Consider the following 13245-nt stretch of genomic DNA (forward strand, 5'->3'; position numbering starts at 1 on the left):
ACTCCATTTATATTTTGTTTGTGGAGTTTAGCTTTATTGTGATTGTGTACTATGATGATAGTCACATATTAGTAATTTATAAAATAGATATCTAAATGCTGATTACTAGGGATTTAAAATTAATAAATATAAAAAAGGGCTACAGATAATGTAGCCCTATGATAATGAACCTAGTTAAATTAATGGCTTCGCTTCCAACGAGAAATCATTTCATGCGTTACTTCTCGTTCATAACAAATAGGAGAGTAACCGCCAGGCTTGCTCCACGCACTTCTTTTACCACAACGAGACCCATTGCTTGTTACATTGTAAGGGCAAGGACATCGACCTGGATAAGAGCGTATAGATTGCTTGATGATTTCTTGTTTTATTTCTGCATTAGTCTTTGCGCTTACAGATAAAGATGGAAGACTAAGAACGAGAATAATAGTAACTAATATAGATTTCATGTTAAATATACAAGTTAAGATGTATGGCAAGAACTTGAACAATAATAACAGCCATTAGCCTTTGAATAAGTTTTTTTTGCTTCAGTCACAGCTTTGCTACAACTAACAAAATCACCAAGGTAATCTCTATTATGTTCTAAAGGTAGGCGTGTACAGCTTGCGGAATGAACTTCATGATCACCATTTGCTTGAGCATTTTTGTTTACATAGTAATGAGTCATAATATTTCTCATGTTTGATTGAGTGGAGACAATATTTTGCTGCTATTTATAACTTACTCAATAGTAAATTATCATATATGAGCCAAGCTGCATAATTGAGTTGTAACTTTTTCTATAGTTGCAGGAGATTATCCTAGCTAATGTCTCATTTATCTTGTTATGTCGCGGTACCATTTGTATCTACTTCGTTTATTAATACATGGAGATACCTATGAGTAGAGCTGTTGAGTTACTAGCCCGCATGCATGAAGTTCGTAGTATTACTGCAGATGAACATGGTCGGCAGACAATTACTGGTGATGTGATCATTGCTGTTTTTGGTAGAGTGCAGCACGAAATGCCTTTTGGTATGGATTTACTCATGGCTAAGTATGTTCATGATGCTCAGGCATTTAATCGGTTAGTGGATCGTATTACGGTTTCTGTTCAAGGTGAGCCATTAAAACGAAAAGATTTAGCTATTGCTCTTGGTTGTGTTGCATTAGATGTGTTTTGTGATAAGCCCGTCGCTAGTCAACAACGTCAACTGACATCACTGTGGCGTAAATACAGTACACAAGCCAAGCGAAGTCATAAACTCGTTAAACGTTGGGAGTGTCAGCTCAAGAATATCGAACGAGAGTTAGACTATTGTGAGACGATATCTGCTGAAGACCGAATAAATGCTCGAATATCTAATATTGAATCGTTAATCATCAAGGAACGTCGTCGCTTGGATGAATTCGCTCAAAGTCAGGGACTGTCAAAGTCTATTTGTCCTCGTTGTAGCGGTACCGGTTTTACTCAAACTACACAATGTCCTTCATGTGATGGTAAAGGTTCGTTTACGCCAACGCTTGATAATATTCGCCAACATTTACGCCATATAGGACTTGCTAGAGTGAGTGATAAGCTATGGGATGGAGAGCTTAAACCATGGTTTGATAAATGCTTAACAATGATGCATCGAGAGGCAGGAGAAGCCACTTGCGAATTAACTAATCAGTTAAATAAAGAAAAATCAATAGTATAATCTAATTCCCTTGATAGAATAGTTATAGATAATTAGTTTGTGTGTTTTATACAAGGGATATATGAAACTAAAGTTTATAGATAGCGCTACCTTCATAGCGATTTTCGCAAGTTATTTCTACTGTATTGATACAGTTTATACCAATGGGTATTTAAGCGTATTTGGATTAGATAATGATTTGCTTGAAAGAAATTTTCACCAGGTGATTTATTCTGGATTTATGAGGGCTTATCATGGAATATTCTTAGGTGTTGGTTCGTTATTTTTGGTTTTTTCCGTTCTAGCGTTATGTAAATTAAACATAAACTTTGATTTTAATCCATGGAGAAAAGCAGTTTTTTGGTTCTCTGCTATGATATTTATGTTTGGTCTGATATATGTTTTATCTCATTACGAGAGTAATGGTATAGACGATGCTAAAAAATGGAAGAAAGAAATTGCAAAGGGTCATTCTTCCGTTGTGACGATTGATAAATATAAAAATGAATTGGCTTATTTATATTGTGGTTCTAAGAATTGTGCTGGATATGACATAAAAGAGCAAAAGATAATATACTTCCCTCAGACAATATTAGCTATTAGAAATAAAAACATAACGATAAAAGCAATCGAACGTAAAGGTAAAACAGCCAGTCTTGACCCTACCACAAACTAAGGTAATCTATATTAATCATGCCAAGCCTCGATTATTTATCGGGGCTTTTTCATATCTGGAATTTTTTATGTTTGATAGATCAACACTTGCTATCAGTGCCGGAACGGGTACTGTAATTGGTATCGGTGCTACCAAGTCCATTGAAAATGTTCAATCATTGCTAAATAGTAGTTTAGACCAAATTATACATGGTCAATTTACTTGGTATGGCAGTGATATTGGAATGGTTGTAGGTATTATCCTTTCTCTTATCGGCATCGTAGTGACTATTTATCGTATTCGAGTCACTAAAAGTATTCGTGATGCGTTATAACAAACTTACTGCAAAGATTTTAGCTGGTGCAATTGCTTTGACGGGGGGATTTGAGGGTTATCGTCACTATGCTTATCAAGATAGTGGTGGGGTATGGACAGCCTGTTTTGGTGAAACTGAGAGAATACATCCAGGCGATCAATTCACTATCTCTGAATGTGAAACGATGTTGGCCACATCACTTGATAAACATAACGCACCTATTCGTAAAATTCCTCAACAATTACCTCTTTCTGTCCATCTAGCTGCTTTAGACATGTCCTACAATATTGGCATATCTGCTTTTGAACACTCGACAATGTATCGCTACTTACTTAATGGCGATTATCCTAGTGCCTGCCGTCAGATTTCTCGTTGGCGTTTTGTTGCAGGTAAAGACTGCGCAATTAAGCGCAATAACTGTTATGGGATCGTAAAACGCAGAGAATTAGTTCAAAAGTTATGTCTTGGAAAGATAACCATTAATGATGCTCTTATCCAAATAGGACAGGAGCCGCTGGATGAAGATATTTTGAGACAGATGAATGCTGATTAGTCGAATCAAAACCATAGTTATAGTTTTGCTCGGTGTATCAATGGCAATAACAGTCTTTCAGCTAAAACGAATTACAGCCTCCTTTGAAGAGCAAAAACAAGAAATGGCCTCGTTACATTATCAGTTGGCCACAACTCAAACTATTAAAGATTCTCAATCAAAACAAATTTCGCAATTGGTTCAAGAGCGTAATGAACTGTCTACGTTACTTCAAGCTCGTGTAGAGGAACAAAACAGTGAACGAGAACGGTTATCTCAAAATATTGCGGTGCTTAAGAAAGAGCTATCGGATAACCAATCTTTCAATACTCCTTATCCTAAGTCTGTTCTTAAGCGGTTGCGTCAGTCCTACTAAGGTTATTACTAAAACTGATACGATCTACGTACTACCGCCTGTCGGCCTTGTTATTCCATGTCATAAGCCAACAGTTACTGCAAAAACGCCAGCTCAACTGCCGGCAGACGTATTAAGATTGAAGTCCGCATTAAAAGAGTGTGCGCAATACGTTGATGATTATCTTAATTGGCGCAAAGTAAAAGAGACATCTAACTAACCACTAATGATGAATGAGCATTACTCAGGGCTCTTATGAGTGTCATCGATAATATTTCCTCCAAATATCCTCTTTCCTTTCTGAGTTACCATCATGACTATGAATATAAAAACAGGTCGAGTTGCGAAAGTTAAAAAGCAACAAGGTTTACTTGTACGAGTAATGCTAACTAATGGTGTTGAAATAGACGTCAAAGCGCCTTATGAGATTAAAATCGGTGACTGGATTATAGAAGGAGAATTTAGTAGAGAACTAGCAGCTAAGTAGTAGTGAATGGTATGGCTAAAGACTGGAGTCAATTACAACAGCAGTTTCTTATCGACAATGCTAGAACTGGTATTACTGCTAAAGATTGGTGTGAACGACAAGGGCTTAATTATCAATCTGCTCGTCGTTACATCAAAGTGCGCACTGCGCAAAAACATAGTGCGCATTCTGCGCAAAGAACAGCGCATGACAAAACTGTGCGCAAAGCAAATAAGACTTCAAAGCATTCAAAAGGAAATCGAGATAATAAGAATCGGCTCGGAAGAGACAGTAAAGGTCGATTTACTGAAGGTAATCCAGGTAATACGAATATCCCAACAAACGCATTTGAGAAAGGTAACCAATACTCAAGAAAGCATGGCGGTTATGCGACACGTTTCGATGATTGTTCCTTATTTGATGATGCAGTTGAAATGTCACTGCAAGAAGAGCTTATTCTTTGTCGCGCTCGTGCTCTTAGTTGTATTGATACGATGAAACTAATCCGAATTGATTTAAAAAATGCTACATCAGTTGAACAACGTATTGAGCTTTACAATGCGATTGCTAGCACAGAGCAAGCACTAGACAAAAATGTTATTCGTATTGAATCCATCACAAAAACATTATCGTCTATCCGTATTGATGATGTTAACGAATATAAAATTATTGCTGATACATCCCGAATTGAAGCAGCTACGAATAAACTCAACCTTGAGTCAGATAAACTAGCTAAAGATGGTAAAGGCTCGATAACTCCTATCTCTGAAATGATTTCTGAGCTGCAAGAAATGGGCAGTGATGGTCTTATGAGCAATATTGATGAATAACCCAGAGAATATTGCTTATATCAAAGCAAGGGTGGGTAATAAGTGGTGGCGTTTAAATAACCTTTATAAGATTGAAAATGAAGATGGCCAACTCGTCACCTTCAAATTACGCCCTGCTCAAGCATTGCTGTTTAAAATGATGGGGCGAAAAAACATCATCCTTAAAGCGCGTCAATTAGGGTTTTCATCAGCGATTGATATTTACCTTCTTGATGAAGCTCTATGGCATAAGAATCTTAAATGCGGAATTATTGCGCAAGACCAAGGCGCTGCAGGTGAGATCTTCCGTACCAAAATAGAAATCCCATTTGATAACCTTCCTATATGGCTTAAAGCTGAGTTTCCCATAGAGAGTCGTCGTTCTGGAGCTAATGGTGGCTATATTTTGTTTAAAAATGGTTCATCAATCCAATGTGCGACTAGTTTCCGTTCAGGAACGGTCCAACGACTCCATATTTCGGAGCATGGAAAAATCTGTGCAAAGTATCCACAAAAAGCCAAAGAAGTAAAAACAGGTACCTTAAACACGATACACCAAAAGGCTATTTGTTTTATTGAAAGTACAGCTGAGGGCGTCGGTGGTGATTTTCATTCGATGTGTGTTCGTTCTCTGGATTTGTTTAATTCAGGTGAAGTCATTGGTGATATGGATTATAGGTTTCATTTCTTTGCGTGGTTCCAAGATCCTAAGTATGCAGCGGCATTGCCGAAATCAGGGTTGCAGTTAAGCAAGCACCATCAAGAATATTTTGCAGCAGTCGAGGCGGCGATGAACGTCATTCTCACTGATGAGCAAAAGCAGTGGTACATCAACAAAGAAATTGAACAAGGGGAGGAAATTAAGCAAGAGTTTCCATCTACACCTCAAGAGGCATTTCTTACTTCTGGTCGAAGGGTCTTTGATGCAATCAAAGTAATGAATGCAGAAGCTTATACATGTAAGCCATTGATTATCTATGACGTAGAGCCTGTTATGGGTAAAAAAACAAAGGCTCAGTCCATGCGAAATGCCGAAAATGAAATGTTACAGCGTAGTTTATTAAATATGCTGCTTGTATGGGAACTTCCTGATATGGAGGAAGATTATGCAATCGGCGTTGATATTGCTGAAGGACTTGAGCATAACGACCGCAGTAGCTTTGATATCGTTAAGAGATCTACAGGAGAGCAAGTTGCACATTGGTTTGGTTATCTCGATACCGAACTCTTTGCTTCACTCGTTCGTCATATTGGGCTGATGTATAATACGGCCTTTGTTGGTCCTGAACGAAATAATCATGGTCATGCATTTATTCAAGCTTTTAGAGATATTTATCCAGTAAGACGTATCTATCAAGAGCAGTATATTGACCGTGACAATAATAACGACACACCTAAGCTGGGTTGGCTTACAACCAAACAATCTAAGCCAATTATTATCGAAGGGCTTAAGGAATTACTCCGAACTCAATCATCTGGCGTTCGCTGGATAGGTACCATTTCTGAACTTAATTCGTATGTTTATGATGCAAAAGGCAGCATGAATGCACAAGCTGGTTGTTTTGATGATCAGGTCATGAGCTATGCCATTGCTCAAGAAATGCGAGCTCGGATGCCTGCAACAGTAAAACGTAAACAAAATAATCACCGAGCATCAAATCATTGGATGACAAAATAATGATGATACAAACCAAAGTAGATCAAAAAAAACTACTCCAAATTATGGCTGATATTGATGCTCAACCCGATTGGCGTAGCTTGGCAAATAAAGCTTGTTCTTATTACGATGGAGATCAATTAGCTCCTGAAGTTATTTCTATTCTTAAAGAGCGTAATCAGCCAAGAACAACACATAACCTTATCAAGCCAACGATTAACGGCGTGTTGGGGATGGAAGCTAAAACTCGCACTGATTTGCTTGTAACTGCCGATGATCCAGATGATGAGATGGAACAACTTGCTGAGGCGATTAATGCTGAGTTCTCTGATGTATGCCGTTTAGCTCGTTTAGATAAGGCTCGTTCTGATGCTTATGCTTCTCAGATTAAGTCAGGTATTGGCTTTGTTGAGGTCTTTCGTAACCCTGATTTGTTTGGTTCAAAGTATAAGATTAAAAATGTTCCTCGTGATGAAATCTTTTGGGATTGGTTATCAACCGAGTGTGATTGGTCTGATGCTCGTTGGGTTATGCGCCGTCGTTGGATTGATACTGATGAACTCATTTCATTAATACCAGGTAAAGCTGAAATCATTAAAAATGCAGCAAACTGTTGGCATAATTTTGTCGATGTCGATCATATTGATGGTATGGACTCAAACTTATTGAGTGCTTATAACGAGTATCAATCATGGAGTAGAGAGGATAGTGAGTGGTTAAGTGGTAACCGTCAGCGCATTCGTCTACAAATCATCTATTACCGTAAGATTGAGCGTAAGCCAGTTATAGAGTTATCAGATGGTCGTATCATTGAGTACCAGTCGCAGAATATTGCACATGTAACGGCTGTCGCTATGGGAAAAGTAAAATTACAGATGGCCCAAGCATCAACCATTATAGAAAGCTGGTATGCAGGACCTCATCATCTCGGTGATAAGTTATGTGATGCACCTTATGGTATGTTTCCGATTGTCCCATTCTGGGGGTATCGTAAAGACAGTAGTGGTGAACCATATGGTTTAGTTGCCGATGCTATTCCAGCTCAAGATGAAGTGAACTTTCGTCGTATTCGATTAACTTGGTTGCTGCAGGCTAAACGTGTCTTAATGGATGAAGACGCAACGAATATGTCAGATAGAGCAGTTCAAGAAGAAGTTGAACGTCCTGATGGTTTAATAAAGCTAAATCCTGATAGACGTAATCAAAAATCAATGAGTGAAGTATTTCAAGTTCAGCAAGACTTTAATATCGCTAGCCAGCAATTTTCTGTGATGCAAGAATCGATGAAATTGATCCAAGATGCCATGGGTGTTTACTCATCATTTCTTGGCCAGGATGGAGGACAAAAATCAGGTGTTGCTATTGCTAACTTGGTAGAACAAGGCGCTACAACCTTAGCTGAAATTAATGATAACTATCGCTTTGCTTGTCAGCTAGTCGGAGAGTTGATCTTAGGTTATATCCTAAATGACATGAAAGGACGTCGAAATTATAAGTTGATTATAAATCGCGATGATAAATCTAAGCGGAAGCCTATTGTGATTAATGAAGAAACAGAACAGGGCTTGAATAATGATGTGACAAGATTACGAGCGCATATAGCTTTAGCACCAATTCAACAGACTGCAGCATATAAATCACAACTTGCTGAACGAATGATGCAAATAACATCGCAGCTACCTCCTGAGGTACAAAGCACTGTCATTGATTTAGTACTAGAACTCAGTGATGTACCGAATAAGAGTGAATTTATGGAGCGTGTTAGAAAAGCTCTTGGGGTGGGAAAAGACCCTGAAGATATGACGCCAGAAGAGCAAAAAGCGGCTTTGGAACAACAGCAACAAGAGCAAGCCCAACAAAAATTAATGATGAGAGAGCTAATTGCTCGAGTCAGTAAGATTGAGGCAGAAGCTACAGCGAGTAGCCTCATTGGCTGAAAAGGAACGGGTGATTGCTGATAGTCAACGCTATACCAACGCTAAGACTCAAGCTGAGACAGGTAAGATTCTGACTGAGATGGAGAGGGTTAACCAAGAAGTCGAACAAATCAAACAAGGCTTATTAGCAAACCTGCAACAGCAAATAAATTCTATCGTTATATAGCAAATAATAAATAAGAATATTCGCTCTAGAAATAATAGTGTATAAAAGTATTTACCGCACAGCATTAACGTTGACGTGTAGAAAAGCAAACGGATTAATATAGTCACACGGAAGTGATAAACTTATGTTTAGTTCCCCCTAATCTTAAGTATTTGAGTCGTCTTGACTCTACCCAAATCTAAGATAGTCTATCTCTATTATGACGAGCTGCACCCGAAAGGGATGCGGCTTTTTTTATACCTGTTTTTGCGGTTAAGTACTTTTCTCTAAGAATACTTACCCGCACAGACAGCGATACGTCTACAAATAGGAGTGCTAATTGTGGCTATTGAAATTACAGGTTACGAAACACTTGATGAGTTAGAAGCGATGCTAGATCAGCTTGAGGATGCAACTGTGGTTGACGAACCCCAAACAAGTGTTGAAGAACAGCCTGAAGTAGTATCTGACTCATCAGAAAGTACGGTAGAAGAAAGATCAGATGGCGATAAGGACGCAGCTTCGCCAACTGCGGATCAAGATGATACCGTTCCTAGTGATGAAGGAACTGATGAACCCAAGAAAGTTATTATTGCAAAAGATGGTGTACATACAATCCCATACGATGTACTAGAAGCTGAACGCCGAGAGGCCGAGCGTCTACGTCAACAACTTGCTGAAATGGAAAGCAAACAAGTTGAATATGAGAATCAAGCACGACTTCTTGATATCCGTGATAAACAACTTCAAAAGCTTGGTGTTAATCCTGATGACTTACCTGAAAATCTCAAAGTTAGCGAGCAGCAAATCGATGAATTACGCGAGAATTATCCTGAATTAGCTCCTTTTATTACATCTCTTATGGCGAAAGTTGATGCTGTTTCAACGAGTGTGAGCACTGCTCAAAGTTCAACATTAGAGCACAATCCGATTATGGCTGATATTCGTGCGAATACAGATTTAAATAGTTGGATGGAAGAAAAAGGAGATAAATGGTCCCTTGCGCTCGATATTGACGATCGTCTGTTAGCAGATCCAAAATGGTCTAGTAAATCTCAACCTGAACGTTTTAATGAAGTAGTTCGTCGAACTAAAGCTGCGTTTGGTGAAAATATACCAGAAGCAAAGCCAGTAGCTACGAATAAAGAAATTCAAGAAGAAGCGGCCGATAAAGAACAAACTGTTACGAATTCTTTACCGGCAAGCCCTTCTTTGGTTGGTGCATCAAATACGCATGAAGGAAGTGTATTGCAACAAGCTGCAAATATGAATAATGAGCAGCTTCAGGTATTGATGGCGGGGATGACTGCTGATCAAATTGATGCGCTTTTAGATCAAATCGATTTTTAAATCAGAACAACTAATTACTGAACCCGCCATTGTGCGGGTTCTTTCGTTTTAGGAGTCGTTATGACAACTATCACGCCAGCACAGGCGAAACATTTACAAGAAGTTGCGCTTTTTACTGCTGCGAACCGTAATCGTTCGTTTGTAAATATGCTAACTGAAGAAGCTCCAAAGCAGACCTCTGGGGATAAAAAAGGTAATAAGCAAACATCACCTCATGCACCGATTGTTCGTGTCTCAGATTTACAAAAGCAAGCCGGTGAGTCTGTTGATATGCAAATTATCCATAAGTTATCAAAACGTCCAACAATGGGGGATCGAAAACTAGAAGGTCGTGGTGAGAATCTTGAATTCTCTAGCTTCGACCTCAAAATTAATCAGGGTCGTCATATGGTTGATGCTGGTGGCAAAATGAGTCAACAGCGAACATCTCATGGTATTCGTCGAGCAGGTAGAACGCTGTTAGGTCCATATTTTAATGATCTACAAGATCAGATTGCGACGATCCAACTAGCGGGTGCTCGTGGTGATTATTTTGATGATGACATTATTGTGCCTCTTTTTGACCATAAAGAGTTCGGTGAGATCATGGTCAATGACATTACGCCTCCAACGTATGACCGACATTTCTTTGGTGGTGATGCAACGTCTTTTGAGTCACTCGATTCAGCTGATATTTTCAATATGGAAGTGGTTGATAATATGGGTCTGTATATTGAAGAGATGGCCCATCCGCTACAACCTATTCGATTTCAAGCTGACGAGCTTGCAGGGGATGAACCTTTTTATTTGTTAACTGTTACTCCACGCCAATGGGCAACATGGCAAAAAACGTCATCATATAAAGACTGGCAACAACTTACAGCTGCTGCGATTAACCGAAGTCGTAATTTCCGACATCCCGTCTTTGCTGGCGAATGTGCAATGCGTGGAAATATCCTTGTACGCAAGTATAAAGGAATGCCGATTCGTTTTAATCAGGGGTCAGTTGTTAATGTCTCTAATAATGATAATCAGGCTACAGCAAAACAAGTTGAAGCTAAGACAACTATTGACCGAGCGATGCTAATTGGTGGCCAAGCATTAGCGAATGCTTGGGGAGCAACATCATCTGGTAATCAATTTAAATATACTGAGAAGAAAGTTGACCATGATAATGGTACTGAAATCTCTATTGCCTGGATGAATGGCCTTAAGAAAATTCGTTTCCCTGATAAACGAGGTCGAATCAATGACCATGGCGTTATTGCTCTTGATACAGCAATTAACATTTAACGAAGTTGAGAGTGAGTTATGACAAAGATTATTGCTCCAAGTATGCGTGATACGCTCTATGCAGGACCTGCAGGTAATCTGAGTGTTGCCGTGACTGGTGTAACTCTAAAAGCAGCGGTAACGGATACGGAAGTTGAATTGATAGAGTTACCTATCGGACTTAACCTAATTGGTTTACGAGTTGTTACTAGTGGCCTAGGAACTGGTGTCAAAGTGGATGTGAAGGTCGGTAAAAAGATATTAGCTACAGAGCTCGATGTTTCCAGTAAAAGCGCAGTAACAATGGCCATTGAACCTGTATATCTAGTCGACAATACAACACTAGAGTTGGTGATTAAAGGTGGATCGGCGACTGGTGATATTTCTGTGATGCCAGAGTACATTTCTGTCGGGTTTTAATAAGAATCTTAATCATGGAAGCGCTCTTGATGGGCGCTTTTTTATTTTGGGGGATTTATGTCAAAAATCAGTATTGCTTACATTGGTGATAAACCATTTAAGAAAGATACCATCACTGGCTCGTTACTTGTTTTTCCTCAGTATCAACCAATTGACGTTGAAGCACCAACTGCGTTTATGTTGTTGCAATATCCGAAAGTATGGGTTCGTTCTGAAGATATTGAGGTAACCAAAGAGCAGAAACAGCTAGCAGCTGATGAACGAGCGAAGTTGCTTGAGGATGAGCAAAAAGAGCAGGAAGCTTTAGAGTTTGCAAAAAGTATGGTCGTGACAGTAGCTGGTGAAAATCTGGATTTAGCTAAATTACCTTCTGTTAAATTAGCAACTCTCATTGAAGCAAATGATTGGGAGCTTGAACCAAAAGGAGCTCAAGAGTCTGTAGATGAGTTCCGTACTCGAGTACGTGATTTTATTCGCGGATTATAAACATGATTAGAGTCTCTGAATTTTTACCGTCATTGAGATTGTTAGTTGATGTTCCCTTACCAGGATTAATGGAGAGAGCGATAATACAAGCATCTATCCGTTTTTGTCGCGAAAGCCGTAGTTTGGTGAAGAGACGATCTTTTGAAGAGGTATTTGAGCTGCAGACCATCTCGGCCATTAGCAGACAATATGACATAAAAGGAATTCCCCAATTGAAAGGAGCAGGGCTTATCTCTGTTTCAAGCCAATCTCAATTATTAGAAGCTGGTGTTGATTATACGGTATTAGGGTTGGACAAGATTACCTTTCAGCAGGATTTTATTGATGTAGAGATCTACGCTAGAGCAGAACCCACTCAATCAGCAGCAATGTTACCCGAAGAGCTTTATCATGATTACTGTGATGTAATTTGCTCAGGTGCCGCCGCTATTCTCCAGATGCAGCCAAATCAAACATGGACTGGCCCTAACTTGGCAAAATATAACGAGCAATGTTTTGTTGAAGGATATCGCCAAGCTTTTCGTCATGCAGTCGAACATCAATCATTTACCTCTAGGCCAGAGAGAAAGCGGGTATTTATCTAATGAAGGTTAAAATCCTAATCGACCGAGTTAGCAGAGAATTGGTTGATCCTCGTAATACCCGTTGGTGCCGAGATGAATTAACTCAATATCTCAATGAAGCTATTGGAGTTATTGCAACAAAACAACCAGGTCTTGTAGCAAAAGCCACTGACTTATCTGTAACGTCCAGCCCAATTGATCTCCCTAGAGATGGTTATTCTTTATTAGCGGTTCATTCAATTAATGGTATTGCTGCTCAATATGTATTAGTTGAAAAGCTTGATCATATGTATCCGACGTGGCAACTCGATAAAGGTGTACCTATATGTTGGACCAAAAGAGAATACGATCTCAAAAGGTTCTGGATTTATCCTCAGCCGAGTGAACCTGTTGTTGTTTCGATTCTTTATGTTCCTGAGATTAGGATTTCGGATGAAGAGTTTGAGGTCTCACTTCCAAACATTTACGAAGGGGCTTTAGTTGATTTTATGATGTATCGAGCGTATTCGCGTGATGGTGAAAATGTTAGTGAAGCCAATAAATCGCAACAACACTTCCAATCTTTCTCTCTGTTTCTTAATGATGATCAAGCATTGAAAAATAATCGAGAACAGCGGCTGAACCAGTCTATCTTCAAATAAG

General features: G+C 39.1%; 15 protein-coding genes and 1 pseudogene. All 16 read left to right on the plus strand.

Annotation, left to right across the window (positions count from 1 at the left end; genetic code table 11):
* Positions 1-881 precede the first annotated feature (881 nt).
* The 16 genes and pseudogenes from CTN07_RS07900 (at position 882) to CTN07_RS07965 (ending at position 13244) form a co-directional block, all read left to right on the plus strand.
* Positions 882-1682 carry a TIGR02642 family protein gene (locus tag CTN07_RS07900; RefSeq protein ID WP_005305738.1) on the plus strand — a complete coding sequence of 267 codons (801 nt, stop codon included), beginning with the start codon at positions 882-884 and terminating at the stop codon, positions 1680-1682.
* A 61-nt stretch (positions 1683-1743) separates the two neighbouring features.
* The gene (locus tag CTN07_RS07905; protein WP_005305735.1) at positions 1744-2337 is read left to right on the plus strand and encodes a hypothetical protein; all 594 of its coding nucleotides are present in this window, start codon (positions 1744-1746) and stop codon (positions 2335-2337) included.
* A gap of 67 nt (positions 2338-2404) precedes the next feature.
* The gene (locus CTN07_RS07910; RefSeq protein WP_036765810.1) at positions 2405-2650 is read left to right on the plus strand and encodes a hypothetical protein; all 246 of its coding nucleotides are present in this window, start codon (positions 2405-2407) and stop codon (positions 2648-2650) included.
* On the plus strand, positions 2640-3185 hold the full coding sequence (locus CTN07_RS07915; protein WP_005305731.1) for a lysozyme: 546 nt from the start codon (positions 2640-2642) through the stop codon (positions 3183-3185). The genes CTN07_RS07910 and CTN07_RS07915 overlap by 11 nt, the downstream gene beginning before the upstream one ends.
* 40 nt (positions 3186-3225) lie before the next feature.
* On the plus strand, positions 3226-3540 hold the full coding sequence (locus CTN07_RS22680; RefSeq protein ID WP_146154883.1) for a hypothetical protein: 315 nt from the start codon (positions 3226-3228) through the stop codon (positions 3538-3540).
* Entirely contained in the window at positions 3422-3739 is a 318-nt protein-coding gene (gene lysC / locus CTN07_RS23380) for an Rz1-like lysis system protein LysC (protein ID WP_036765808.1), read from the plus strand. The genes CTN07_RS22680 and lysC overlap by 119 nt, the downstream gene beginning before the upstream one ends.
* Before the next feature lie 93 nt (positions 3740-3832).
* Positions 3833-4006 (plus strand): hypothetical protein, encoded by a 174-nt coding sequence (locus tag CTN07_RS22760; protein ID WP_157132374.1) that lies wholly within the window; start codon positions 3833-3835, stop codon positions 4004-4006.
* An 11-nt stretch (positions 4007-4017) separates the two neighbouring features.
* Positions 4018-4815: a hypothetical protein gene (locus CTN07_RS07925; RefSeq protein ID WP_005305729.1), complete on the plus strand. Its 798-nt coding sequence runs from the start codon at positions 4018-4020 to the stop codon at positions 4813-4815.
* Positions 4808-6472: a terminase large subunit gene (locus tag CTN07_RS07930; protein WP_005305725.1), complete on the plus strand. Its 1665-nt coding sequence runs from the start codon at positions 4808-4810 to the stop codon at positions 6470-6472. The genes CTN07_RS07925 and CTN07_RS07930 overlap by 8 nt, the downstream gene beginning before the upstream one ends.
* Positions 6472-8554, plus strand: a pseudogene (locus CTN07_RS07935) (portal protein). The gene CTN07_RS07930 and the pseudogene CTN07_RS07935 overlap by 1 nt, the downstream one beginning before the upstream one ends.
* A 321-nt stretch (positions 8555-8875) precedes the next feature.
* Positions 8876-9883, plus strand: a complete 1008-nt coding sequence (locus tag CTN07_RS07940; protein WP_005305720.1) for a hypothetical protein — start codon at positions 8876-8878, stop codon at positions 9881-9883.
* Positions 9884-9943: 60 nt separating this feature from the next.
* Positions 9944-11155 (plus strand): phage capsid family protein, encoded by a 1212-nt coding sequence (locus CTN07_RS07945; RefSeq protein ID WP_005305716.1) that lies wholly within the window; start codon positions 9944-9946, stop codon positions 11153-11155.
* Positions 11156-11173: 18 nt separating this feature from the next.
* Complete coding sequence (locus CTN07_RS07950; protein WP_036765807.1) at positions 11174-11554, plus strand: hypothetical protein; 381 nt, start codon at positions 11174-11176, stop codon at positions 11552-11554.
* Between the two features lie 57 nt (positions 11555-11611).
* Entirely contained in the window at positions 11612-12040 is a 429-nt protein-coding gene (locus CTN07_RS07955) for a hypothetical protein (RefSeq protein WP_005305714.1), read from the plus strand.
* A gap of 2 nt (positions 12041-12042) precedes the next feature.
* A complete protein-coding gene (locus CTN07_RS22685; protein WP_005305712.1) occupies positions 12043-12624 on the plus strand; it encodes a hypothetical protein in 582 nt (193 codons plus the stop codon).
* Positions 12624-13244 carry a phage adaptor protein gene (locus CTN07_RS07965; RefSeq protein ID WP_005305709.1) on the plus strand — a complete coding sequence of 207 codons (621 nt, stop codon included), beginning with the start codon at positions 12624-12626 and terminating at the stop codon, positions 13242-13244. The genes CTN07_RS22685 and CTN07_RS07965 overlap by 1 nt, the downstream gene beginning before the upstream one ends.
* The last annotated feature ends 1 nt before the right edge of the window (position 13245 follow it).

The organism is Photobacterium damselae, assembly GCF_003026815.1.
Taxonomy (GTDB): domain Bacteria; phylum Pseudomonadota; class Gammaproteobacteria; order Enterobacterales; family Vibrionaceae; genus Photobacterium; species Photobacterium damselae.